Raw genomic sequence first — 24,527 nt, 5'->3', positions numbered from 1 at the left:
TTAAATTAAAAAAGTTTGTTTCCAACGTAAACTTTATTGGCACTTTCTAACAGAGGTGCAATATTTTCACGGAATATCATCATATGATCAGAAACCTGATGGTGATGAAGATCCTCATTGGTTTCCCAGTTTTCATGAATGAAAAACACACCTTTATTCCTATTGTCTTCAAAGAGATCGTACTGCACGCAGCCCTTTTCTTTACGGGTTTCTATTACCAGTTTTTTTAATAATTCGATAGCATCCATTATAGAGTTTTCTTTGATGTGGATGATGGCACTTAAGTAGATATTCATTGTATAATTCTAAAACATTTTGATTAACAAATTTATAAAAAATAGACCCTCATAAATTTTAAAAAAATAGAATTATATAATTAATAAAAAAAAATGTACTTTTGGAAAAATTCAAAAAACCAAAAAATGGCAGAATATAAACTATTGCTCCCGAGTATGGGCGAAGGAGTTATGGAAGCGACAATTATCAGCTGGCTGTTTAATGAAGGCGATTTTATAAAAGAAGACGAATCTGTAGTGGAGATTGCAACGGACAAGGTAGATTCTGATGTTCCGACTCCTGTTTCCGGAAAAATCATCAAAATTCTTAAACAGAAAGACGAAGTTGCTAAAATTGGTGAAGCCATTGCGATTTTGGAAACAGAAGGCGGTTCTGGGGATTCTGAAGCACCTGAACCCAAATCTTATGAAGAAGTGAAAGATCAAATTGTTCAGCCTGAGCCGGAAGTGGTAAAAACGCTTGAACAACCTTTATCCAATCATTCTGACTCATTCAATCATCAAAATTCAGATTTATATCTGTCGCCCTTGGTAAAATCTGTTGTTCAGCAGGAAAATATCTCTGAATCTGAACTTAAAACGATAAAAGGAAGTGGATTAGAAGGAAGGATTACAAAAGAAGATATTCTTGGATTTGTGAAAAATAGAGCGACAGTTCAATCACCGCCTGCTCAACAAACTATTTCTCTACCGGTTTCTGAGGTTAAATCTCCACCTGCTCCAGCCCAGCCAATCAGTGTAAATGATGGCGATGAGATTATCCAAATGGACCGTGTTCGCAAAATCATTGCGGATGCAATGGTGAACAGCAAGCATACTTCGCCGCACGTTACTTCATTCATCGAGACTGATGTAACCAATGTTGTGACCTGGAGAAACGCCAACAAAAATTCTTACCAGAAGAGAGATGGTGAAAAATTGACGTTTATGCCGATTTTCATTCGTGCGGTTGTGAAAGCGATTCAGGATTTCCCAATGATTAATGTGTCTGTTGATGGCGACAAAATTATCAAAAAGAAAAACATCAATATTGGAATGGCAACGGCGCTTCCGGACGGAAACCTGATTGTTCCTGTTATCAAAAATGCAGACCAGTTGAGTTTGTCAGGATTGGCAAAAGCAATTAATGATTTGGCTTACAGAGCAAGAAATAAAAAATTGACACCGGCCGACACGCAAGGTGCGACTTACACGATTTCAAATGTCGGAACTTTCGGAAACCTGATGGGAACACCGATTATTCCTCAACCTCAGGTGGCGATCTTGGCTGTTGGAGCTATTGTTAAGAAGCCGGCAGTTATCGAAACTGAATTTGGAGATGTGATTGCAATCCGTCAGAAGATGTTTATGTCACATTCTTATGACCATAGAGTAGTGGACGGTAGCTTAGGTGGGATGTTCCTGAAACACGTCAACGATTATCTCGAAAATTGGGATCTCAATACAGAAATATAAAATCAAAGCCTCAGAATATTCTGAGGCTTAATTATTTAAAGACTTTCCAAATTCCCAGATTTGCTGAATCTGCGAGAATTCAAGTTTACTACAACTCATCCAATTCATCTGCAGAACCTTGTCCTTCATTCATCAGGTAAGCTTTCAGGAAAGGCGTCAGGTTCCCATTCATTACGCTGTCCACATCAGACGTTTCGTATCCGGAACGAACATCTTTTACCAATTTGTAAGGATGCATCACGTAATTTCGGATTTGAGAACCCCATTCGATTTTCATTTTTCCCGCTTCGATTTCGTTTCTGGCTTTCATTCGTTCTTCGAGTTCGATTTCATAAAGTCTGGAACGTAGAAGTTGCATTGCTTTTTCCTTGTTCTGAAGCTGAGAACGCGATTCTGAGTTTTCAATAATAATTCCAGTTGGTGCGTGACGAAGTCGAACTGCGGTTTCCACCTTGTTTACATTTTGTCCACCAGCACCGGAACTTCGCATGGTTTCGAAACTAATATCAGCAGGGTTGATGTTGATTTCAATCGTGTCATCAACCAAAGGGTAAACATAAACAGAAACGAAACTCGTATGACGCTTAGCATTACTGTCAAATGGTGAAATTCTTACCAATCGGTGAACGCCATTTTCACCTTTCAGATAACCGAAAGCAAACTCGCCTTCGATTTCTAAAGTTACCGTTTTTACGCCGGCAACATCGCCTTCCTGGAAATTCAGTTCACGGATTTTGTAGCCTTGTTTGTCTGCCCACATTGTGTACATACGCATGAGCATACTGGCCCAGTCGCAGGATTCTGTTCCGCCGGCTCCGGCTGTGATCTGAAGAACCGCAGATAATTCGTCGCCTTCGTTGGACAACATATTTTTGAATTCCAGATTCTCTACTTTTTCCACCAACTCAGGAAAAGATTCGTCTAATTCTTTTTCTGATTCGGGGTCTTCTTTTGCGAATTCTAAAAGAACCTGTAAGTCTTCAAACTGAGCATTGATTTCCTCATAACTTTCCACCCATTTTTTCTTGGAACGGAGTTGTTTGAGGAATACTTCGGCTTCTTTTGGTTTTTCCCAGAATTCCGGAGCGGCAGTTTTTTCGTCATCATTAGAAATCTCGATTTTCTTTTTCTCGATGCCGAGAAATTTGTGAAGGTCTTCTATTCTGGATTGTATATCTTTTATTTGGTCTGTGTTTACCACGTTTGTTTTAATTTTTGCAAAAATAAGGAGAAAATAATGAATACTGATGATTCGTATTTAATTCAAAAATTTTAACACAAAGGTCATTTATCTAATTGAAAATATTTTAGGTTTCACAAAGTCGCTTTGCTTAGGAAAGAATCTTTTTTTACAATATTATGATGTTGCGTGTTATGATTGGCGAAACTTTATTTCTTGCGAAGCTGCAATAGGGATAGTAGTGGAAATCCTTTTTTGTGGCTTGAAAAATTTAATCAAAAGCTGGAAACGTGTTCCACAAAAAAGATTGTAGCGGATAGCCCGACCCGAGCTATGGCTTCAGGAAGGCGAGGGGATTGCCATAATTTAAATTTGTTTCTCGCTGATTTTTACAGATTAAGCTCATTTTGTTTTATATAATCTGCGAAATTAAAAAAACCTGCAAGAGTTTATTTAAATTTATTTGATTGATAATCAGTTATTTTTAAATTTATTTTTATTTATTTTAAAAATTGAGGCAACCATTTCCGATTTTTACCGTCTTATAGTCAGAAAGAGAAAATGAAACAAGATTTACAACATATCTTTTCCAAAGCAAAGAAAAATGACCGGCTGGCTCAAAAGAGTTTGTTCGAGATGTTTTCTGGGAAAATGTTGTCTGTTGCGAATTCTTACATCAATAATCGGGATGATGCGGAAGATGTCTTAATGAATGCTTTTTATAAAGCCTTTACCAAGATTGAAGATTGTAAAAATTACGAATCGTTTCCGTTTTGGCTGAGAAAAATAGTGGTGAATGATGCCATTACTTTCGTCCGAAAAAATAAACATGTTCTGTACGCGGAAACCGAATTTACTGATGCGATTGCAGACCAGAGGGAAGATGTTTCAGAACTTTCTCAGGATATAGATTTGGAAATTGTCTTCAAAGAAATGCCGGTTGGTTACAAACTGGTTTTTAACCTTGCTGTTTTTGAAGAAAAGAAACATCAGGAGATTGCGGAAATCCTTAATATCTCAGAAGGTACCAGCAAAAGCCAGCTAAGCAAAGCAAAAAAATGGCTGCAAGATTATTTTAATCAACAACAAAACACTAAACAAAATGCAGAGTCTGAAATCTAAATATGAACAACAGGAAATGAAAGTTTCCGAAGGTTTTTGGGACAGATTGGAAGAGAAACTGGACCAATCTCCTGCAAAAAAAGAAAAGCCAAACATGATTTGGTTGAGATATGCTGCGGCTGTTATTTTCTTATTTGGTTTGGGAGGAATTCTATGGATGACTAACAATAAAGCTGAAGTTAATGGTGATCAACAGTTTGCCAGCCAATCAGAAAATGAAAAATCAATTCCGGCTTCAGTTAAAAAGTCAGAAAATGCAGAGGCCGTGAAATCAAATCCTATTAATCCTATTTTGGATTCTGATAATCAAAAATTTGCTGTTAAGAATGAAGATTCTTCTACTAGGTTTACATTGAACGAAGTGGAAACGCCCAGAATGAAAAATTCAATTAGGAGAGAAAAACTTGCCTCAAATCAAACTCCGGAAAAAGAATTAATTATAAAAAAAGAAGAACCTCAAATTGTTTCTAAACCAGAAGAGCAATTGGCTCACACGGATATTCAAAAACCAAGAGAAAAAGTAAAATATGTGTCATCGTCTGACCTACTTTTCGGAGTAGAAATTGACAAAGCTAAAACGGAAACACCAAAATCTGCAATGGGAATCAATACGCTGAAAAAAAATGACTCTGATTTTCCTAACCCAAAACGTATCAAACTCTTTGGAATTACACTTTACGAAAAAGATTCTATAACAACTAAATAATTAAACTATGAAGTTCAAAATTCTACTTTTAGCAATGCTTTCAAGCTTTGCTACAGCACAGACTACGCTTGATAATCAAATGAAATCTTACACTGATAAAGTCAATTCAATCGTATCAACAGAGAAAGCGAATATGAAAGCAGAAACGGATAAAATTGATGAAGCTTTCAGTTCTGGAAAAATTACAAAAGCTGAGCAAATTGCGCAAAAAGAAACGGTTTCCAAACGATATGAAACTATTATCAATGATAAAATTGAAAATGAACGTCAGCAGTTGGAGGAGATTACTAAAAGCGCTGTTAAAAATTCGGTTTACAATAGTGATACAATCAGAAATAAAAATGTGATGGTTTTTAAGAATTCCGGTGTATCCATCAACATCAGAAAGGATAAAAAACAACCTACAGAATATATCAATACAAGCACTATCAGCGTGGGCTATGCATTTACAAACCTTACTAAGGATAAAGGTAGTTTCAATCCTTTTGAAAATGATTCGGAAATGAGGATCGGGAACTCACATAGTGTGGAAGTGCAATTCAGGCAAGATAAGCAACTTGGAAGTTTCACAAGTCCCTGGATTCTAAGATACGGATTAGCTTACAGAACTGATACCTATATGCCGAAACGTCCGCAGGTTTTTGTTCAGGAAAATTCGCAATTGTTTCTTGAGAATTTTGAAGAAGGCAGATTGAAACGTTCCAAATTGAGAAATGTTTATTTGACCTTGCCAATAGAATTTCAGCTTTATCTTAATCCTAAATACACCGAGTATGACGGGAAACAATATCTGGATGTGAGAAAAAAAATGTGGAAAATCGGCGTAGGTGCTTATGCAGGAATCAACACCAGAAGCATTGTAAAAGTGAAATATTATGATGAAGGCAGTAAATTCCAAAAGTACGATTACACTTTGGATGACGGTGTGAATGCTTTCTTGTTTGGTGGGAAATTCAGTCTGGGTTATGGTGGCGTTAACTTATTTATCAAAAAAGATTTCACTCCAATTTTCAATAGCAAAGCTAATCTACCAAATAAAAACGGAATCCAAATCGGAATCGAAATTGCCAATATTGATTTTTAAAACTATAAATTTTTCATAGAACATTCTTATACACTATTTTCTTATTATCGAAACACATCTTTTGTAGGTGTGTTTTTTTTTATTTACATTGGCGAATAAGAATTAAGAATGAAAAATTTACAGTTAATCGGTTTGTTTCTGGTTGTGGCAGGCAGTTTTTTGCCGTTGGTTCATATTCCAATTGTTGGAAACTGGAACTATTGGAAAGTTGATCATACACTTGCGATTGCAGTTTGGGGATTTTCTTTATTAATGCTGGTTTTCATTCTAATTAACAAAAATAAATTCGTGAAAATAATGACATTCTTAATGATTTTGCTTTTTGTTTTCACAATTGTTGCTATTAAATTAAAATCTTTGGATTATTTCAGCTTTTTACCCTTCAAATCCTGGCAATCTACATTTGCGGGAATTGTAAAATTGTCGTGGGGCTGGCTCATCGAATTTTTAGGAGTTGCTTTAATTTTAATCGCATCAAGAAAAAATAGATTTGAACCACAAAGGCTCAAAGATTAGCACAAAGAGCACAACTAACTTTAGAATTAATGAAAGGATAGTGTGAACTTAGTGAAAAAGACTTTGTGACCTTGTTTGAAAAAGTTGAACCACAAAGGCACAAAGATTAGCACGATGAACACAACTAACTTTAGAATTAATGAAGGACATTGTGAACTTAGAGAAAAAGATTTTGTAACCTTGTTTGAAAAAGTTGAACCACAAAGGCTCAAAGAGCACAACTAACTTTAGAATTAATGAAAGGACATTGTGAACTTAGAGAAAAATCTTTGTGAACCTTGTGTTTAAAAAAAAATATCAATACAAAAAATTAAAAATATTATGAAAGAAGTATTCATTGTATCAGCGGTCAGAACACCAATGGGAAGTTTTATGGGAAGCTTATCAGGCATTCCTGCAACACAATTGGGAACGGCTGCGGTAAAAGGAGCTTTAGACAAAATCAATCTTGACCCTGCTTTGGTTCAGGAAATTTATATGGGGAACGTTTTGCAGGCTGGTGAAGGACAAGCACCGGCAAGACAAGTCGCTTTGGGTGCAGGTTTATCTAATCATACACCTTCTACAACTATCAATAAGGTTTGCGCTTCCGGAATGAAAGCCGTAACAATGGCAGCTCAGGCAATTAAAGCAGGCGATGTGGATGTTATTGTTGCTGGAGGAATGGAAAATATGTCAAGTGTTCCTCATTATTTGGATGGGAGAAACGGCGTGAAATTAGGCGAAATCAAAATGCAGGACGGACTTTTGAAAGACGGTTTGACGGATGTTTACAACAAAGTTCATATGGGTGTTTGTGCGGAACTATGTGCAAAAGAAAATGATATCACAAGAGAAGAACAGGATGCTTTTGCTATTCAATCTTACAAAAGATCGGCTGCAGCTTGGGAAGCCGGCAAATTCGCAGATGAAGTGGTTCCTGTAACCATTCCTCAAAGAAAAGGAGAACCAGTTGTTTTCTCAGAAGATGAAGAATATAAAGCAGTTAAATTTGATAAAATCCCAACATTACCAACGGTTTTTCAAAAAGAAAACGGAACAGTGACAGCAGCTAATGCTTCAACCTTAAATGACGGCGCTTCTGCTTTGATCCTGATGTCAAAAGAAAAAATGGAAGAATTAGGATTGAAACCATTAGCTAAAATTATCTCTTATGCCGATGCAGCGGTTGAGCCGGAAAGATTCACAACGGCACCTTCTAAAGCTTTACCAATTGCTCTTAAAAAAGCAAACCTAACCAAAGATGATATTGATTTCTTTGAGTTCAATGAAGCGTTTTCGGTTGTAGGTTTAGCAAATAATAAAATACTTGGTTTAGATGATTCTAAAGTGAATGTGAACGGTGGGGCAGTGTCCCTTGGACATCCACTGGGAAGTTCCGGCTCCAGAATTATTGTTACCTTAATCAATGTTTTGAAACAGAATAACGGAAAATACGGTGCAGCTGCAATCTGTAATGGTGGCGGTGGTGCAACAGCGATTGTAATTGAAAATTTGCAATAATAATTTTGCAATATAATTTTAAGAACCCTTTCAGAGTTGAAACTCTGAAAGGATTTTGAGTTTGTAATTTACTAGGTCGACCTGCCCAATTGGTAAGTCGACCTATCTGTTTTGTAGCTTAACCTATACTTTTTTTTAGGCTGACCTACATAATTGTTAAGTCAGCCTATCTATTTTTTAGGTAAAGCTATACTTTTTGTAGGTCGGCCTATACTTTTCATAGGCTGACCTGTCTTTTCAACAGATCGAGCTGAGATTAAGGCAGGCGGACCTGCTAATTTTGCAGCCCTCCCTAAAGATTTGCAAGCCGGACTTTACTTCAAACCAGTTGTAACTTTAAACTTGAAACAAATAAAACCATTAATTAATCATTTTATTTAATGGTTTTTTTATTTTTGTCTAAATAATATATTTCCAATGTCAGAAATAGAAACAACGACGACAGAAAACTCAATCAAGAATAATCCGAAAATAATGCGTGCCTGGGCATTGTACGATTGGGCCAACTCGGTTTATTCGCTGGTCATTACATCTACAATTTTCCCGATTTATTACTCGATTCTCACAACAGCTTATGAAAAAGATGAGTATGTGAAAGAAACAGGACAATGGATAAAAGTACCTGTACGAAATTTGGTTAAAATCTTCGGGAAAGAATATCAGCCGGATGCGGTTTATGGTTATTCATTAACGCTTTCGTTTGTAATTGTGGTTTTATTATCGCCGATATTGTCATCTTTAGCAGATACGATTGGGAATAAGAAATCTTTCCTTCAGTTTTTCTGTTATCTGGGAGCGACGTCTTGTATGGGATTGGCGATGTTTACAGGAATGGGAACGGTTTGGCTAGGACTATTATTTAGTGTGACAGCGAGTGTCGGATTCTGGGGAAGTTTGGTCTTTTACAATTCCTTTTTACCGGATATTGCAACGCCTGATAAACAGGACGCTTTATCAGCGAAAGGTTATGTTTACGGCTATATCGGCTCTGTGATTTTGGTTGTGATTTGTCTTGTTCTGATTCAGGTTTGCGCTGAAACACCAAAACAGGCAGCGATTTATACAAGAGTTAGTTTCTTATTAACCGGAGCGTGGTGGTTTGGATTTTCACAATATACTTTCAAACATTTGCCTCAATTTGGTCAGGTTAAAGAGCAATTACCGAAAGATTTGGTGTTGCTTAATTATAAGAATATCTTCAAAAGCCACGCTGAGCAAGGCGGTTTTGTTGAGGTTTTCAAAGATAACATCAGTTTTTATATCGACATCATCAAACAAAGTTTCAAAGAATTATTCAAAGTTGGAAATCATCTTTTCGGAGACAGAAACCTGAAATATTTCCTTACCAGCTTTTTCTTTTACAGTGTTGGGATGCAGACGATTTTCCTGATGGCGACATTATTTGGAAAGAGCGAAATCAATATGGCTCAGGACAAACTGATAATGACATTGTTATTAATCCAAATTGAAGCGATTATCGGTGCATTATTCTTTTCCTGGTTATCTAAGAAAATCGGCAACAAAAATGTCATCAGTATCACCGTTGCAATGTGGATCGGTGCTTGTCTTGCAGCTTATTATCTTAACAAAGAAAATCCGAATGTTGAATATCAATTCTACGGTGTTGCTGCTGTGATTGGTCTGGTAATGGGAGGTTTACAAGCGATGTCTAGGTCAACTTATTCAAAGTTGCTTCCAACGGATTCTATGGATAATACAACGTATTTCAGTTTCTATGATGTTTTGGAAAAGATTGCGATTATTTTGGGAACATTCATCTTCGCAACGTTGATTGAACATTATAATAATATGCGATTCGCAGCATTATCAATGAGTATTTTCTTTGCTTTAGGATTGATATTCATCCGTTTTCTTAAAGTTAAAAATAATACTAAATAATCGCTGTTTTGAAAGAGTTAAGCTTCGCATTTTTATTTATTTTTTCGATTTTAAGTGCTCAAAAACCAGTCGTTGAGGATTTGAAAATCGGACAAAAAGTAACAATGACTTCTAAGGTTCTGAAAGAAAAAAGAATCCTGAACATCTATCTTCCACAGGATTATGATAAGACCAAATCCTATCCTGTGATGTATATCCTAGACGGAAGTATAAACGAGGATTTTCTTCATTTGGTCGGACTTCAGCAGTTTTTTAATTTGTCATTCAATATGCCCAATTTTATTATTGTCGGGATTGAGAATGTTGACAGGAAAAGAGATTTTACTTTTCATACAGATTTGAAGGATCTGCAAAAAGATTATCCTACGACGGGACATTCGGATAAATTCATCCAGTTTGTTGAAGAAGAATTACAGCCTTAGATCAATAAAAATTATAAGACGGATAAAACGAAGTATATTATTGGACAATCATTAGGCGGACTGGTTGCAACAGAGATTTTGCTAAATAAACCACAGCTTTTCACACATTATTTCATCATCAGTCCAAGTCTTTGGTGGGATGACGAAAGTCTTTATAATAATGCAGCAAAATTGATTTCTCAACAGAAAGATGACGAGCGATTCGTTTATATTTCTGTCGGGAAGCAGGAACATTCGATGATGGTAAAAGAAGCGGACGGATTATATCAGATTCTTAAAAATTCCGGAAAAAAGAATTTAAAATTAGAATATAAATTAATGACCGACGATGACCACGCGACCATTTTGCATAAAAGTGTTTACGAAGGTTTTCTGAAATTATTTCCTCCAAAAGATTAATTTTGATTAATTAATAAAAATTTAAATTTTCGGTATTAAAATTGATAATTTTTGAAAGAAAATATTTTGTAAATTTGCAATATCAAAACACGATATGAACAACCCTTTATTTTACGCAAAAATTCTTTTGTTCGGTGAGTACGGCATCATTGAGGATTCTCAGGGACTTACTTTACCTTACAGTTTTTATAAAGGAACCTTGAAATTCTCAGATCTGGATAACGATTTTGAAAAAAAATCTAATCAATCTCTGGAAAAATATTCCAATTATCTTTCAGATTTAGAATTACCTTCCGACTATCAACTGGATGTTAAATCGTTCCAATCAGATATTGCAAAAGGTTTGTTCTTCGATTCTAATATTCCGCAAGGTTATGGCGTTGGTAGTTCTGGCGCTTTGGTAGCTGCGATTTTCGAAAAATATTCTGTTATCAAAAAAAATCCTGAAACGATTTCAAAAGATGAGTTGAAAGACCTGAAAGTTATTTTCGGACAATTGGAAAGTTATTTCCATGGAAAAAGTTCAGGAATCGATCCATTGATTTGCTTTATGAACCTTCCGATTCTGATAGAAAGTAAAGAAAGTGTGGACAAAGTTTCTATCCCGAAAGAAGAATTGGGCAAAGGTGCCATTTTCTTGATTGATTCTGGTGTTACCGGCGAAACAGGGCCAATGATTCAGATTTTCTTTGAAAAGTTGAAGAATGAAGGTTTCCGTAAGACTTTGAAAGAAGAATTTATCCGTTACAATAACGCTTGTATCGACGCTTTCCTGAAAAAAGATATGAATCCGTTTTTCCGTAATCTGAAGAAATTATCGGTTTGGGCATACGAGCATTTCCGCCCGATGATTCCGGAAAATCTTTTCAATGTTTGGAAAAAAGGTCTCGATTCAAACGCTTATTACCTTAAACTTTGCGGAAGCGGAGGTGGAGGTTATATCCTTGGTTTTGCAAAAGATTATGCAAAAGCGGAAGAGATGCTGGAGGGATTCCACAAAGAAGTGATTTACAGATTTTAGTCTGAACCACAAAAGTCACAAAGTTCTCACAAAGCACACAATTATTTGCATTCGAAATTTGACGAAGTCAAATCTTTGTGACCTTAAAACATAAATTAAAAAACTTTGTGAGCCTTGTGTTTAAATTCAGAGTTTCTAGCCAAGATATTTATTTAAACTAAAAAAATGGTAGCAAAACCGACTTCACGAAATGCTCTTTACCGTATTTCTCAGTTGATGGGTTTTCTTTTGGGCGCTCGTTTTTTTGTGGCTGTTCTGCTTCTTTTTGCATTGTATGTTTCGACATTTTTTCTGTTTAATAGGGAAGAAAGTTTCAGAAATTTTGTTTTCGATTACAAAGTTCACTCCATTATCATTTGTTCTGTTCTCAGCATCTTAGCTGGCGGAATTATCAATCGGTTTTATGATAAAGAAAAAGACCAGGTTACAAAGCCTTTTCGTTCCAGATTACAAAACTTTTTGAAAGAAAAATATTTCCTGACAGCTTATGTCGTTCTCAACGCATTATCGCTTGGATTGGCATTTTTTGTATCACACAGAGTTTTTATTTTCTTTCTGATATATCAGTTTCTGATGTGGTTTTACAGTCACAAACTCAGCAAAATTATCGTTCTTAACAATTTTACTTTTGTATCGTTAACACTTTATCCGTTCTTCGGAATGTTGATTTATTACCAGACATTTTCACTTAAGATTTTGTTTCTGGCCATTTTCCTTTTTCTGATGTTGTTTATTATCGATGTTACGAAAGATACATTGACAAAGAACGCAGACAAAATGTTCGGTTATGACACACTTGCGAACAGATTGGGATATCAGAATACAAGGTCAATCCTTTTAATTCTTTTGATAATTACATTAGCAGTTTCCGTCATTCTAAGTATAGGAATCGGGTTCAAAAATATAATGGCCTGGTATTTTTTAGCAACAACATTGGTCATTATTGGAACCATTTTTATGTTGTTCCGAAATCAGAAAAATGATAAATTCAAATCCCTGAATCTTCTTAGATTATGGATTTTCTTTGGGATTTTAGCAATGTTATTTGACGGTATTTTCCACAAATATCCTTGGCTCATTTAAAATAAATTCAAAAATGTCAGTAACAATTAGAAAAAACAAGCGGGAAGATAACGAAATACTAGCAAAAATTATCAGAACCAGTTTCCACGATTTTGATGTTAAGGCGACTTGCGGAACGGTTTACACAGATCCAACGACAGATGACTTGTTCTCTCTATTTCAAACTGAAAGATCTGCATTGTTTGTTGCGGAAGAGAATGATGTTATTTTAGGGTGTTGCGGTATTTTTCCAACAGAAAATCTTCCTGAAAATACAACAGAACTAGTCAAGTTTTATCTTACAAAAGAAGCCAGAGGAAAAGGAATCGGAAAGTTATTAATGGAAAAATGCTTTGATAAGGCGAAAGAATTAGGCTATCAACAAGTTTATTTGGAAAGTTTGCCGGAATTCAGCAAAGCTGTTTCCATTTACGAAAAACAAGGATTTCAGTATTTGGAAAAAGCTTTGGGAAATTCAGGACATTCTGGTTGCAATCTTTGGATGATTAAAAAATTGAATTAATTCTATCCGAAAATATCATTCAGAACTTTTGCTAATCTTAATCCACCATACAGCAATTGTCTCTCAATAGTGGGTTCAAAACGATAATTGTAATCATAACTTAATACTGCGTCATTCGGCGTTTGATAATAAATTGAATTGGCAATTTTGTGACTGTCATACAACCAATCTTCCAGAGTTCCGCTCTGGATTTGCTTGACTTCATCTTTGGATTTAATGTCCAGAAGGTTGGCAAACTCAGTGTAAGAATACTTTTGGTCCTCAACCAGTTTAGAATCCCAAACCGAATGCAGGTTGGTTTTCTGTCCGAAATAAGTCACATTGATTTTGTTTCCGCCTAAGTCAGAATATCTTCCAACATGCAAAGGCTGATGTAAATCACCGATTAAATGGACTAAGAAAATCAAGGCTGTTTTTTTATCAGTATCAGAAGCGTTCTTATCTTTGATTTTGTCTGATAAGATTCTGATCTGAGTATAGATATTCGGTGCTTTTTGAATAGATAATGTATCCTTGAATTGGGCAAAATTCTTTTGAGGATTCACGTTAACATAATGCCATGCAGATGTTTCCTTCCAAACGCCGGTCGTGTCAGATTTGATAAAATCCGGCCAGTTGGCATAGTAAGCCAGCTTTTCGTTTTCCAGAAGCTTCCTGATTTTTCTTTCCGCTCTTGAACTTAAATGATGTTGCGCAATTTCTGCCACTACACGATGCCCTGTTAATCCCCATGCAAAGCAATAGAACGAAGATAATATAAAAACAGTGAGCACAAATCTGGATAAAATATTTTTCATTTTTAATTAATTTCAAGCTGCAAAGATAGTTTTAGCTCAACTTTTTTCTTCTAAAAAACAGTGTTAAATATTATTAAACTTGTGATGATTTTTATCGCAATGACACAGATAAATTAATTTATAATGTTGTTAAAAGTCACAAAATCAAACTTTGCGACTTTTAAATTAAGATTAATTATCAAAATCTTGCGCCTTTGCAATGATCAATTAAACTCAATCTGATGATTAAAAAACAAGTTAATTTCCGTAATTTTGCGTTTTCCCAGAATGAGACTTTTCAATGAAAGATAATCAGGACTTTATCGAAGTTTACGGTGCAAGAGAGCATAACCTCAAGAATATATCCGTAAAAATTCCAAGAAACGAATTGGTTGTTATCACAGGGCTTTCCGGAAGTGGAAAATCCTCTTTGGCTTTTGATACAATTTTTGCCGAAGGACAACGCCGTTATATCGAAACGTTTTCGGCTTACGCAAGGCAGTTTTTGGGCGGATTGGAACGTCCGGATGTTGATAAAATCGAAGGCTTGTCGCCGGTTATTGCCATCGAACAAAAAACGACGAACAAAAATCCACGTTCAACCGTTGGAACCATTACGGAGTTATATGACTTCCTGAGACTTTTGTTTGCAAGGGTTTCAGATGCTTATTCGTTATCGTCTGGGAAAAAGTTGGTAAGTTATACCGAAGAGCAAATTCTGGAAACTATCAAAGATAGCTTCAAAGGAAAAAAAGTGTATTTGCTGGCTCCGGTTGTGCGTTCCAGAAAAGGGCATTACCACGAATTGTTCATTCATCTTTCCAAAAAAGGTTATTCACAAGCTAGAATTGATGGTGTTTTACAAGACATCGAATACGATTTGAAACTTGACCGTTACAAAACGCACGACATCGAAGTGGTGATTGACCGCTGGATTATCGGCGAAAATGCTTCTGAAGCCAGAATGTCAAAATCGCTGAAAACAGCATTGGAAATGGGAGAAGGAATTATCGCGATCCAGGAAATGGGGCAGGATGAAGTTCACTTTTTCAGTAAGAATCTGATGGATGATTCCACAGGAGATTCCTTAGCATTGCCTGAACCAAACACTTTTTCTTTCAACTCTCCGAAAGGTCATTGCGAGACTTGTAAGGGTCTTGGAACGATAAAAAAAGTCAATACGGATTATTTTGTTGAAAACGATAAATTATCAATTAACCAAGGCGCATTGTTGCCTTTGGAACAAATCAAATCCAACAAATGGATTCTGTCTCAGATCAAATCGATTCTTGAAGTTTTTGATTTAGGTTTGACAACACCGTTCAAAGATATTCCGAAAGAAGCTTTGGAGTGCATCTATTACGGTTATAGCAGTGATGTGACCAAAGAACTGAAACATGCCGGAATCTCGAAAAAAATCAAAATTAACTTCGAAGGTTTGGTCAAAATCCTTGAAGATATTGTTGAAGAAAGAGAAAACTATGATGCGGTTTTAGTGGAAAGAAATTTCACCACCGAAGAAACTTGCCCGACCTGTAAAGGCGCACGTCTTCGTCAGGAAAGTCTGAGTTTCAAAATCGATGGGAAAAATATTGCGGAAGTCAACGGATTGTCTTTGCTCGATTTCAAAGAATGGTTGGCGGAAGTCAAAGATAAATTCAGTGATAAAAATAAACTGATTGCGCACGAAATTCTAAAAGAAATCGAAACCAGATTACAATTCCTTTTAGATGTCGGTTTGGATTATCTGAGTCTCAGCAGAAGTTCTAGGACACTTTCCGGAGGAGAATCTCAGAGGATTCGTCTGGCAACTCAAATTGGTTCTCAATTGGTGAATGTTCTTTACATTTTGGATGAACCTTCAATTGGTCTTCATCAGCGTGATAACGAAAGATTGATTAAGTCTCTGAAAGAATTACGTGATATCGGAAATTCGGTTTTAGTTGTAGAACACGACAAAGATATGATTATGGAAGCTGATCACGTTCTGGATATTGGTCCCAAAGCGGGGAAATTCGGTGGGGAAATTCTTTGGCAGGGAAATCCAAAACATATTACCAATGCCAACACAATCACAGCCGATTATATCACTGGAAAACGTAAAATCGAAATTCCTTCTGAACGTAGAAAAGGAAACGGAAAATCGATAGTTCTGAAAGGTGCAACGGGAAATAACCTTAAAAATGTAACACTCGAAATTCCTCTTGGAAAATTGGTCGTTATTTCAGGGATTTCGGGAAGTGGAAAATCATCTTTGATTAACGGAACTTTATACCCGATTCTGAACCGTCATTTTTACCGTGCCATTCAGGAACCGTTACCTTATAAAAGTATCGAAGGCATTGACAATATTGACAAGATCGTAGATGTTGACCAAAGTCCGATTGGAAGAACGCCACGTTCCAACCCGGCGACTTACACAGGAATGTTTACCGATATCAGAAATCTTTTCGCTGAATTACCGGAAAGTAAAATCCGTGGTTACAAAGCCGGTCGGTTTTCTTTCAATGTCAAAGGCGGAAGATGCGAAACCTGTCAGGGAGGCGGTTTGAAAGTGATTGAAATGAATTTCCTTCCGGATGTTTATGTTCATTGCGAAACCTGCCATGGCAAACGCTTTAACCGCGAAACGCTGGAAGTCCGCTACAAAGGAAAATCAATTTCCGATGTTCTCGATATGACGATTAATGAAGCGGTAGAATTTTTCCAGCCGATTCCGAAAATATTTAACAAAGTCAAGACTTTGAAAGATGTTGGTTTGGGTTATATCACAATTGGCCAACAATCGACCACATTAAGTGGAGGTGAAGCACAGCGTGTGAAACTGGCAACTGAATTGTCGAAAAAACAGACAGGAAATACATTGTATATTTTAGATGAACCAACCACAGGACTACATTTCGAAGATGTGAAAATCCTGATGGAAGCGATTACGCAATTGGTGGAATTAGGAAATTCATTCATCATTATCGAACATAATATGGATGTAATCAAGCTTGCTGACCATATTATCGATGTTGGACCAGAAGGCGGAAAGCACGGCGGACAAATTATTGCAGAAGGAACGCCGGAAGAAGTAATTAAATCTAAGAAGAGTTTGACGGCTAAATTTTTGAAGAAGGAATTGTAGTTGGTATCAAATTTGTGATTCTGTATATAAAATCTGTTATGAAATATATTAGAATTTATCTGGCGATAGTTGTTTTTTCTTTAAGTTTTATAGAATGTGCTGCGCCACCACGACCTCCAAGACCACCGCATCCCTCAAACCGTTCGGCACTCAAACCAATGCCACCGGGACAAGCCAAAAAAGTCTTTGGAACCAAATCTGCAAAACCTTTCGCTCCTGGACAAAACAAATAAATAAACATCAAGGATTTTGAAATTTCAAAATCCTTTTTTCTTTTTCAATATTAAATTTTCACTTTCAATGTTAATTTAATATTAACTGAATATAAATTTTATGTAACTTTGTCGTAACATTAGATAAGTAATAACTTAAAATCAATTGATTATGAAAAAGAAAATGCTAGCGTTATCAATATTTTTGTTTGGATTTTTAGGAACGCTAAACTTAGTAAGAGCTCAAGCTACAGACAACAAAATACAGGAAGTTTTCATCAATTCCGGAGACGGGTTCGGAGAGTTAAGGAAATTGTTGAAAGATAATTTCGATTTTACCAACCAGGATTATAAAGAAGGCGTGGTGAATTCCGATGTTAGGTTCAGTCTTTCAGAAGATGGAAAAATCACTAATGTTCACGCTAATGGTGACTGCAAAAACGTAAGCAAAGAAATCGAAAATGTGTTGTCACACCTTATCTACAAAGTAGATATGGAGAAACTGAGCCAGAAAATGGTGGCATCATCTTATGTAATGCCTGTGAGCGTTACCATAGACAACCGATAAAAGTTTAAAATTGTTAGTGAAAAGTCATACATTTTGGTGTGTGGCTTTTTTTGTGGTGTAAATTTTATATCATAAACACTTCGACTTCGCTCAGTGTGACAAATTTAATACTACAAATCTTACTAATACATTGTCAGGCTGAGCGGAGTCGAAGCCTTTTCAAAAGAAATAATATTTTCTCTATTTTCTTTCTTCTAATAAAGGGATTTTTCTATATTTATAAGCCAACAAATTGAACAAAAGAAAACTCAGTTTTATGATTGATAAAAGGGTTAAAAACGCTCAGGAAGCGGTAAAAGATATACAAAATGGAATGACGATAATGCTTGGTGGATTCGGTCTTTGCGGGATTCCTGAGAATTGTATTTCAGAATTGGTAAAGAAAAATGTCAACAATCTTACTTGTATTTCCAACAACGCAGGCGTTGATGATTTCGGTTTGGGATTGCTTTTACAGAAAAAACAAATCAAGAAAATGATATCTTCCTACGTTGGAGAAAATGCAGAATTCGAACGTCAGATGTTATCCGGAGAATTGGAGGTTGAGCTGACGCCACAAGGAACATTGGCAGAAAAATGCAGAGCAGCACAAGCCGGGATTCCGGCATTTTATACGCCAGCAGGCTACGGAACTGAAGTTGCTGAAGGTAAAGAAGTCAAAGAGTTCAACGGAAAACCTCATATTCTGGAATACGCTTACAACGCTGAATTCTCTATCGTAAAAGCCTGGAAAGGCGACCACGCCGGAAATTTGATTTTCAAAGGTTCGGCTCGTAATTTTAATTTTCCAATGGCTGGAGCAGGAAAAATTACCATTGCGGAAGTAGAAGAATTGGTAGAACCAGGACAACTAGACCCAAACGAAATCCATATTCCCGGAATTATGGTTCAACGGATTTTCCAAGGTGAGAATTATGAGAAAAGGATAGAGCAGAGGACTGTGAGGAAGAGAAATTAATTTTTTATTTTATCCATCTATCAGAAATTGTTGTAATCTGAAGTGAAATTTATCAATTAATTCTGACATTCGATGTATTTGTGGAATTTTTGTTAAAATAATTATTTCATTTTCACAATAATATTTGTGAGCATTTTCAAAAAAATCTTGTAATTCAATAAACTCAACGTCAGTTAAATTTGGGAATAAATGTGTTTTATATTTTAGAAAATCTGTATATTTTTGGTAGATTAAGAACAAGCCATTTAAACCTATTATTCTATCAGGATTTGAAACAATATCCCAAATATTATTAATTTCCTTGCTTATTTCTTTGTATTCTGCTTCTCTTAATTCACGAATCAGTTTTTGTTTTTCAAATAAAGTATTCTTTTCATTCCTAATGTTATCATAATTATTCAAAGTAAATGCTATAAAAATAGTAGTCAACAAAGTTAATAATGACAAAAATGTATTGAGTGTTCCTCCAATGTAATCTCCAAATGACGCCCAATCTTGAATGTTTTCTGAAATAGTCTGATTTTTAAAGTTTATAATAAAAACAATTACAATAGAAATTATTAGTAAAATAACAAGGAGTATAATGAACTTAAATTTTCTCAAAGACATTTTATGTAGGGTTTTTGGCAGATGTTAGTGCTAACTATCAAATGTACATAATTATAATTTACATTAAACCTTCCTCTCCCCAATCTGCTGTCTCCACATCGCATAATACAAACCTTTTTCTGCAATCAGGTTTTCGTGGGAACCGGTTTCTATAACTTGTCCGCGTTCCAGAACATAAATTCGGTCTGCGTGCATAATGGTGCTTAATCTGTGGGCAATGAGAACGGTGATTTGTTCTTTTTGTTGTGAAATATCTTTGATGGTTGTAGTGATTTCTTCTTCGGTAATACTATCCAAAGCAGAAGTGGCTTCGTCAAAAATCAAGAGATGCGGTTTCCTGAGTAAAGCTCTTGCAATCGCGATTCTCTGTTTTTCGCCACCACTTAATTTCAGTCCGCCTTCGCCGATAACCGTTTCGATGCCTTTTTCAGCACGTTCAAGCAGCGTTTTAGTGCTGGATTTTTTCAAAGCGAGTTGGATGTCTTCTTCACTGGCATTTGGATTGACGAAAAGTAGATTTTCTTTGATAGTCCCTGCAAAAAGTTGCGTGTCCTGAGTTACAAACCCGATTTGATTTCTCAGTTCATCAAAGTCAAATTCTTTCCCATTGATTTGATTATAGAAAATATTCCCTTCCTGAGGTCTGTACAATCCAACCAACAATTTTACAAGCGTACTTTTTCCGGAACCACTCGGGCCAACAAACGCAATCGTTTCTCCATTTTTAACATCAAATGAAATGTTATTTAAAGCTTTATATTGGGCGGATTGATGTTTGAAAGAGACGTGCTTGAACTCCAGCTCATTGATTGAACCGATTTGTTTCGGCGTGTGTGGTTTTTCTTCCACAGGTTTTTTCATCAGATTATCAAAGTTCTTCAATGATGCTTCGGCTTCACGGTAAGAAATGATGATATTTCCGATTTCCTGCATCGGGCCGAAAATGAAAAATCCGTAAAACATCAATGACAGATATTGTCCGGGCGTTACAACGTCTCTGAAAATCAAATACAGAAGTGTCAAAGTAATCAACTGCTGAAGAAAATTAACCATCGTTCCCTGAATGAAACTCAATGAACGGATACTTTTTACTTTCTTCAGTTCCAGTCCGAGGATTTTATAAGTATTGTTATTCAGTCGGTTGATTTCCTGTTTGGTCAAACCTAAACTTTTTACAATCTCGATGTTTCTTAAACTTTCGGTAGTGCTTCCAGCAAGACTTGTAGTTTCAAGAACAATGGTTTTCTGAATATTTTTGATTCTTTTACTTAAAAGATTCGTTACAAATGCAATCAGGAAAATTCCAACAATATAAACCGGCATTATAGACCAATGCAGTCTAATTGCATAAACCGAAACGAAAATGATACTTACCAAAATCCCAAAAAAGACATTAATGAAATTGGTAATAAACTTCACTGAGTCTTCTCTTACTTTGGTCAGAATCGATAAAGTCTCGCCACTTCTCTGGTCTTCGAATTCCTGATAAGGCAACGCCATAGAATGCTGCAATCCATCCGTAAAGATATTGGCCCCGAATTTTTGAGTAATAACATTCACGGCGTAATCCTGAAACGCTTTTGCAATTCTGCTGACCATTGCCGTCCCAATCAGCAATCCTAAAAAGTAAAATGCACCATGATAAATATCGGTTCCGTAAAGAAATTGATTCAGATTTCTGGGAATCAGCTTTTCTTTATCAAAAAAGTGTGGGTGTGTTACCAATTGGTCAAGGATATTTCCTGTAATTGCCGGTGCAAATAATGAAAATACCTGATTTATAGCGGCTAAAACCAACGAGGCAATGATCAGCCATTTGTGTGGTTTGAGGTAATGTAATAATGTTTTCATAATTGTTGACTGCAAAATTACTGATATAAATCCGATAGTTTTTAATAATAATTTGTATCGGCAAAAAAGCATTTTTCTATGAGATGAAATATTGATATATTGCAACAACAATTTTTACTATGCTGACAAAAGAACAAATCGCACAACGCATATCAAAAGAAGTGAAAGACGGGATGTATGTCAACCTTGGAATCGGGATTCCGACTTTGGTGGCCAACTATGTTCCGGAGGATATTTCGGTGGAATTCCAGAGTGAAAACGGTGTCTTGGGAATGGGACCTTTTCCTTTCGAAGGCGAAGAAGATGCAGACCTCATCAACGCAGGAAAGCAGACGATTACTATTCTTCCCGGCGGTTCGTTTTTTGACTCTGCTTTCAGTTTTGGGATGATCAGAAGTCAAAAAGTGGATTTGACAATTTTGGGTGCAATGGAAGTTTCTGAAAACGGTGATATTGCCAATTGGAAAATCCCTGGTAAAATGGTCAAAGGAATGGGCGGCGCAATGGATTTGGTAGCTTCGGCAGAAAATATCATTGTGGCAATGATGCACGTGAACAAAGCCGGTGAATCAAAAATCCTCAAAAAATGTACATTGCCTTTGACAGGCGTCAATTGCGTCAAAAAAGTGGTAACGGAATTAGCGGTTATGGAAATTACGGATAAAGGTTTCAAACTTCTGGAAAGAGCGCCGGGAATTTCTGTTGAAGATATTGTGAAAGCCACAGAAGCTGAATTGATTATTGAAGGCGAAATTCCGGAGATGCAATTTTAACTATAAACCACAAAAGTCACAAAAGAATTACTTTATCTTTTGTGACTTTTGTGGTTTATAAAATATTTACTTCTTTACTGCTCCAAAAACTTTCTCTAAAAGCGTAGTCGTCCTGAGCGCCGAATTATTTCTGATTCCTGTTTCTTTTTCTGCCACCATTTTGAAAACGCCGTTGATGGTTTCTGTAGTTACATATTCATTCAGGTCAGTAGTGACGGCTTGACCTGTCAATAGATTATATTTCGAAATCAAATTTTTCCAAACCGTGTCTGCGCCTACTTTTCCAAGCGAAGCTTTGACTTTTGGCTGGAATGCTGTGAATAGCTGGCTTTGAGTCTTGGTCTGCAAATAATTGGTAGCAGCCGTATTGTTGCCGAGAAGAATATTTTTTGCATCCGTAATCGTCATTGAAGTTATGGCATTGGCAAAAATCGGAGTAGCTTCTGTAACGGCATCTTCCGCAGCTCTGTTCAATAACTTGATACCTTGATCGGCCAGACTTCCCATTCCCAGGCTTCTAAGTGTAGTATCGATTTTTCTTAGTTTTTCCGGCATCAGGATTTTCACCATGTCATTTTTGTAAAAGCCGTCCGTAACGCCTAGTTTTTTGACACCTTCAGTGACACCAATATTCAAGGCTTGCTTCAAGCCTGACGAAATTTCGGTCTGAGTCAGATTACCAAGATTAATATTGGAATTCGATGTAGTTGTTGTATTGGTTGAGCTGGAATTCGTAGGCTTTGTTTTTGTAAGATCTACGCCGGTTTTCTCTTTGATGATGCTGTTGAGAACATCACCAATCTGGGCTTGAGTAAATGTTGAAAGCAATAATCCCGCAATAATTAAATAATTCTTTTTCATTAAGTTTTGTTATATCAAATTAGATGAGCAAATTGAATTGATGTTAAATACTTATTTAAAATTTAATTAATTCTGATTCCTCAAAATTACGTCATAAAGATCCTGCCTTCTGTCGGACATTGTTTTCACCGATCCGTTGTGATGTAGTTCTTTCAGAAGGTTGAGATCCACATCCACAATCAGGGTCATCTCGGTGTTCGGTGTTGCTTCACCTTTTATAGCGTTGGAAGGGAACGCAAAATCCGAAGGCGTGAAAACCGCTGCTTGCCCAAACTGGATATCCATATTGTTAACACCGGGCAGATTGCCGACACAGCCTGCAATGGCAACGTAACATTCGTTTTCAATAGCTCTTGCAGAGGCGCAGTTACGGACGCGCATGTAAGCATTTTGGGTATCCGTGAGATAAGGGACGAATAATATTTTCATTCCCTGATCTGCCAGCAGTCTTGGAAGTTCCGGAAATTCTACATCGTAGCAAATAACTATTCCGATTTTTCCGCAATCCGTATCGAAAACTTTGATTTCATTGCCGCCGGTCATACCGTAATATTTGCGTTCGTTTGGTGTGATATGAACTTTCCGGTACTCGTCAATTTTTCCGTCTCTGTGAAGCAGATAGCTGACGTTATATAACTTTTCTTCTTCCAGGATCGGCATACTTCCGGAAATGATATTCACATTATAACTGACGGCAAATTCTGAAATTTTTTCCTTGATTTCTTCCGTTAATTCCGACAGTTTCTCCATCGATTCGCGTTCATTCATATGATTGAAAGGTGCCAGTAAGGGTGTGTTGAACAACTCCGGAAACAGACAGAAATCCGACTGATAACCCGCAACGGCGTCCACGAAAAATTCAACTTGCTTATAGAAATCTTCCAGATTTTTCAAAGACCGCATCTGCCACTGAATTAATCCCAAGCGAATGACACTGTCCTGCATCGTGTTCTTCTTTGCAGTGTAATAGATATTATTCCATTGTAAAAGGACTGCATATTCTTCCGACTCAGAATCGCCTTTCAGATAACCTTTCAGGATTTTGACCGGCGAAAAATTATTTCCGATCTGGAAACTCAGAACCGGATCGTAGATTTCCTTATTCCTGACTTTGGTTATATATTGTCTTGGTGATAATTCTTTGCTGTAAAGATGGTAATTCGGGATTCTTCCGCCAATGATGATGGATTTGAGATTAAGGATTTCGCACAATTCTTTTCTGGCATCATATAATCGTCGTCCTAATCTTAACGCACGGAATTCCGGGTCGACAAAAACTTCGATTCCGTAAAGAACATTCCCGTTGTTGCTGTGGGTATTAAATGTTTCATTACCGGTGATTTCGTTATAAGTATGCTGGTCTCCGAACAGTTCGTATTGAACAATGATTGATAATGCCGCTGCTGCTAATTTTCCGTCCACTAAGATACATATCTGACCTTCTGCGAAAATTGAAGTTAGCTTCTGGATGTTACGTTTGCTCCAGACATTGTCATCAATCTCCGGATAGGCTTTCTGCATTGCTTCTGTCAATTCGTCGTAATCGTCAATGCTTAATTTTCTGATTTCTATCTGCATTACCTATATTTTTTATTGATTAA

At 36.4% G+C, this 24,527-nt stretch carries 22 protein-coding genes and 1 pseudogene; 15 read left to right on the top strand and 8 right to left on the bottom strand.

The annotated features are described in order from the left end of the window. Positions 1-5 precede the first annotated feature (5 nt). A complete protein-coding gene (locus tag AC5P2S_RS11840) occupies positions 6-296 on the bottom strand; it encodes a putative quinol monooxygenase (protein WP_283416858.1) in 291 nt (96 codons plus the stop codon). A gap of 126 nt (positions 297-422) precedes the next feature. Here AC5P2S_RS11840 and AC5P2S_RS11835 point away from each other — a divergent pair, with 126 nt between their 5' ends. Continuing rightward, the gene (locus tag AC5P2S_RS11835) at positions 423-1,751 is read left to right on the top strand and encodes a dihydrolipoamide acetyltransferase family protein (protein WP_494554986.1); all 1,329 of its coding nucleotides are present in this window, start codon (positions 423-425) and stop codon (positions 1,749-1,751) included. A gap of 88 nt (positions 1,752-1,839) precedes the next feature. Here the strand turns inward: AC5P2S_RS11835 and prfB are convergent, their stop codons facing one another. Beyond that, positions 1,840-2,952, bottom strand: a complete 1,113-nt coding sequence (gene prfB / locus AC5P2S_RS11830) for a peptide chain release factor 2 (protein WP_283416860.1) — start codon at positions 2,950-2,952, stop codon at positions 1,840-1,842. 540 nt (positions 2,953-3,492) lie between these two features. Here prfB and AC5P2S_RS11825 point away from each other — a divergent pair. The 10 genes and pseudogenes from AC5P2S_RS11825 to AC5P2S_RS11780 all read left to right on the top strand — a co-directional run bounded on the left by AC5P2S_RS11825 (position 3,493) and on the right by AC5P2S_RS11780 (position 13,188). Continuing rightward, on the top strand, positions 3,493-4,053 hold the full coding sequence (locus AC5P2S_RS11825; RefSeq protein WP_494554985.1) for an RNA polymerase sigma factor: 561 nt from the start codon (positions 3,493-3,495) through the stop codon (positions 4,051-4,053). Next, the gene (locus AC5P2S_RS11820; RefSeq protein WP_494554984.1) at positions 4,034-4,759 is read left to right on the top strand and encodes a hypothetical protein; all 726 of its coding nucleotides are present in this window, start codon (positions 4,034-4,036) and stop codon (positions 4,757-4,759) included. The genes AC5P2S_RS11825 and AC5P2S_RS11820 overlap by 20 nt, the downstream gene beginning before the upstream one ends. 7 nt (positions 4,760-4,766) lie before the next feature. Beyond that, positions 4,767-5,843 (top strand): hypothetical protein, encoded by a 1,077-nt coding sequence (locus tag AC5P2S_RS11815; protein ID WP_283416863.1) that lies wholly within the window; start codon positions 4,767-4,769, stop codon positions 5,841-5,843. A 108-nt stretch (positions 5,844-5,951) separates the two neighbouring features. Further along, complete coding sequence (locus tag AC5P2S_RS11810; RefSeq protein WP_494554983.1) at positions 5,952-6,359, top strand: hypothetical protein; 408 nt, start codon at positions 5,952-5,954, stop codon at positions 6,357-6,359. A gap of 321 nt (positions 6,360-6,680) precedes the next feature. Further along, a complete protein-coding gene (locus AC5P2S_RS11805) occupies positions 6,681-7,862 on the top strand; it encodes a thiolase family protein (protein ID WP_494554982.1) in 1,182 nt (393 codons plus the stop codon). Between the two features lie 417 nt (positions 7,863-8,279). After that, complete coding sequence (locus AC5P2S_RS11800; protein WP_494554981.1) at positions 8,280-9,761, top strand: MFS transporter; 1,482 nt, start codon at positions 8,280-8,282, stop codon at positions 9,759-9,761. Between the two features lie 104 nt (positions 9,762-9,865). After that, positions 9,866-10,582 (top strand): annotated as a pseudogene (locus AC5P2S_RS11795) (alpha/beta hydrolase). A 94-nt stretch (positions 10,583-10,676) separates the two neighbouring features. Continuing rightward, on the top strand, positions 10,677-11,603 hold the full coding sequence (locus AC5P2S_RS11790) for a mevalonate kinase family protein (protein ID WP_494554980.1): 927 nt from the start codon (positions 10,677-10,679) through the stop codon (positions 11,601-11,603). A gap of 165 nt (positions 11,604-11,768) precedes the next feature. Next, positions 11,769-12,686: a UbiA family prenyltransferase gene (locus tag AC5P2S_RS11785; protein ID WP_494554979.1), complete on the top strand. Its 918-nt coding sequence runs from the start codon at positions 11,769-11,771 to the stop codon at positions 12,684-12,686. Between the two features lie 13 nt (positions 12,687-12,699). After that, a complete protein-coding gene (locus AC5P2S_RS11780) occupies positions 12,700-13,188 on the top strand; it encodes a GNAT family N-acetyltransferase (RefSeq protein WP_494554978.1) in 489 nt (162 codons plus the stop codon). A gap of 2 nt (positions 13,189-13,190) precedes the next feature. Here AC5P2S_RS11780 and AC5P2S_RS11775 read toward each other — a convergent pair whose 3' ends face one another. Next, positions 13,191-13,985, bottom strand: a complete 795-nt coding sequence (locus AC5P2S_RS11775) for a S1/P1 nuclease (protein ID WP_494554977.1) — start codon at positions 13,983-13,985, stop codon at positions 13,191-13,193. Between the two features lie 280 nt (positions 13,986-14,265). On the opposite strand from AC5P2S_RS11775, the gene uvrA reads away from it, so the two are divergent. Beyond that, positions 14,266-17,094, top strand: coding sequence for an excinuclease ABC subunit UvrA (gene uvrA, locus AC5P2S_RS11770; RefSeq protein WP_494554976.1), 2,829 nt, complete (start codon positions 14,266-14,268; stop codon positions 17,092-17,094). A gap of 55 nt (positions 17,095-17,149) precedes the next feature. On the opposite strand, the gene AC5P2S_RS11765 is transcribed toward uvrA, so the two are convergent. After that, complete coding sequence (locus tag AC5P2S_RS11765) at positions 17,150-17,335, bottom strand: hypothetical protein (RefSeq protein WP_494554975.1); 186 nt, start codon at positions 17,333-17,335, stop codon at positions 17,150-17,152. A gap of 143 nt (positions 17,336-17,478) precedes the next feature. Here AC5P2S_RS11765 and AC5P2S_RS11760 point away from each other — a divergent pair, with 143 nt between their 5' ends. Next, positions 17,479-17,874: a hypothetical protein gene (locus AC5P2S_RS11760; RefSeq protein WP_494554974.1), complete on the top strand. Its 396-nt coding sequence runs from the start codon at positions 17,479-17,481 to the stop codon at positions 17,872-17,874. Positions 17,875-18,130: 256 nt separating this feature from the next. Beyond that, positions 18,131-18,832 carry a CoA transferase subunit A gene (locus AC5P2S_RS11755; RefSeq protein ID WP_494554973.1) on the top strand — a complete coding sequence of 234 codons (702 nt, stop codon included), beginning with the start codon at positions 18,131-18,133 and terminating at the stop codon, positions 18,830-18,832. A 9-nt stretch (positions 18,833-18,841) separates the two neighbouring features. On the opposite strand, the gene AC5P2S_RS11750 is transcribed toward AC5P2S_RS11755, so the two are convergent. Then, positions 18,842-19,441: a hypothetical protein gene (locus AC5P2S_RS11750; RefSeq protein WP_494554972.1), complete on the bottom strand. Its 600-nt coding sequence runs from the start codon at positions 19,439-19,441 to the stop codon at positions 18,842-18,844. Between the two features lie 63 nt (positions 19,442-19,504). Beyond that, entirely contained in the window at positions 19,505-21,292 is a 1,788-nt protein-coding gene (locus AC5P2S_RS11745) for an ABC transporter ATP-binding protein (RefSeq protein ID WP_494554971.1), read from the bottom strand. Between the two features lie 119 nt (positions 21,293-21,411). Here AC5P2S_RS11745 and AC5P2S_RS11740 point away from each other — a divergent pair, with 119 nt between their 5' ends. Next, positions 21,412-22,065, top strand: coding sequence for a CoA transferase subunit B (locus AC5P2S_RS11740; RefSeq protein WP_494554970.1), 654 nt, complete (start codon positions 21,412-21,414; stop codon positions 22,063-22,065). 66 nt (positions 22,066-22,131) lie between these two features. On the opposite strand, the gene AC5P2S_RS11735 is transcribed toward AC5P2S_RS11740, so the two are convergent. Both AC5P2S_RS11735 and AC5P2S_RS11730 read right to left on the bottom strand, forming a co-directional pair. Further along, positions 22,132-22,926, bottom strand: coding sequence for a DUF4197 domain-containing protein (locus AC5P2S_RS11735; RefSeq protein WP_494554969.1), 795 nt, complete (start codon positions 22,924-22,926; stop codon positions 22,132-22,134). 66 nt (positions 22,927-22,992) lie between these two features. After that, on the bottom strand, positions 22,993-24,504 hold the full coding sequence (locus AC5P2S_RS11730) for a carbon-nitrogen hydrolase family protein (protein WP_494554968.1): 1,512 nt from the start codon (positions 24,502-24,504) through the stop codon (positions 22,993-22,995). Between the last annotated feature and the right edge of the window lie 23 nt (positions 24,505-24,527).

Source organism: Epilithonimonas sp. 33E (assembly GCF_059372615.1).
Note: the sequence above shows the minus strand (reverse complement) of the source record. Positions and strands in the feature narration are given on the sequence as shown.

Bases quoted from the DNA above. Each gene is read 5' to 3' on its own strand.
- AC5P2S_RS11840 (WP_283416858.1), bottom strand. From the start codon at position 296: ATGAATATCTACTTAAGTGCCATCATCCACATCAAAGAAAACTCTATA.
- AC5P2S_RS11835 (WP_494554986.1), top strand. From the start codon at position 423: ATGGCAGAATATAAACTATTGCTCCCGAGTATGGGCGAAGGAGTTATG.
- AC5P2S_RS11825 (WP_494554985.1), top strand. From the start codon at position 3,493: ATGAAACAAGATTTACAACATATCTTTTCCAAAGCAAAGAAAAATGAC.
- AC5P2S_RS11820 (WP_494554984.1), top strand. From the start codon at position 4,034: ATGCAGAGTCTGAAATCTAAATATGAACAACAGGAAATGAAAGTTTCC.
- AC5P2S_RS11815 (WP_283416863.1), top strand. From the start codon at position 4,767: ATGAAGTTCAAAATTCTACTTTTAGCAATGCTTTCAAGCTTTGCTACA.
- AC5P2S_RS11810 (WP_494554983.1), top strand. From the start codon at position 5,952: ATGAAAAATTTACAGTTAATCGGTTTGTTTCTGGTTGTGGCAGGCAGT.
- AC5P2S_RS11805 (WP_494554982.1), top strand. From the start codon at position 6,681: ATGAAAGAAGTATTCATTGTATCAGCGGTCAGAACACCAATGGGAAGT.
- AC5P2S_RS11800 (WP_494554981.1), top strand. From the start codon at position 8,280: ATGTCAGAAATAGAAACAACGACGACAGAAAACTCAATCAAGAATAAT.
- AC5P2S_RS11790 (WP_494554980.1), top strand. From the start codon at position 10,677: ATGAACAACCCTTTATTTTACGCAAAAATTCTTTTGTTCGGTGAGTAC.
- AC5P2S_RS11785 (WP_494554979.1), top strand. From the start codon at position 11,769: ATGGTAGCAAAACCGACTTCACGAAATGCTCTTTACCGTATTTCTCAG.
- AC5P2S_RS11780 (WP_494554978.1), top strand. From the start codon at position 12,700: ATGTCAGTAACAATTAGAAAAAACAAGCGGGAAGATAACGAAATACTA.
- AC5P2S_RS11775 (WP_494554977.1), bottom strand. From the start codon at position 13,985: ATGAAAAATATTTTATCCAGATTTGTGCTCACTGTTTTTATATTATCT.
- uvrA (WP_494554976.1), top strand. From the start codon at position 14,266: ATGAAAGATAATCAGGACTTTATCGAAGTTTACGGTGCAAGAGAGCAT.
- AC5P2S_RS11765 (WP_494554975.1), bottom strand. From the start codon at position 17,335: ATGTTTATTTATTTGTTTTGTCCAGGAGCGAAAGGTTTTGCAGATTTG.
- AC5P2S_RS11760 (WP_494554974.1), top strand. From the start codon at position 17,479: ATGAAAAAGAAAATGCTAGCGTTATCAATATTTTTGTTTGGATTTTTA.
- AC5P2S_RS11755 (WP_494554973.1), top strand. From the start codon at position 18,131: ATGATTGATAAAAGGGTTAAAAACGCTCAGGAAGCGGTAAAAGATATA.
- AC5P2S_RS11750 (WP_494554972.1), bottom strand. From the start codon at position 19,441: ATGTCTTTGAGAAAATTTAAGTTCATTATACTCCTTGTTATTTTACTA.
- AC5P2S_RS11745 (WP_494554971.1), bottom strand. From the start codon at position 21,292: ATGAAAACATTATTACATTACCTCAAACCACACAAATGGCTGATCATT.
- AC5P2S_RS11740 (WP_494554970.1), top strand. From the start codon at position 21,412: ATGCTGACAAAAGAACAAATCGCACAACGCATATCAAAAGAAGTGAAA.
- AC5P2S_RS11735 (WP_494554969.1), bottom strand. From the start codon at position 22,926: ATGAAAAAGAATTATTTAATTATTGCGGGATTATTGCTTTCAACATTT.
- AC5P2S_RS11730 (WP_494554968.1), bottom strand. From the start codon at position 24,504: ATGCAGATAGAAATCAGAAAATTAAGCATTGACGATTACGACGAATTG.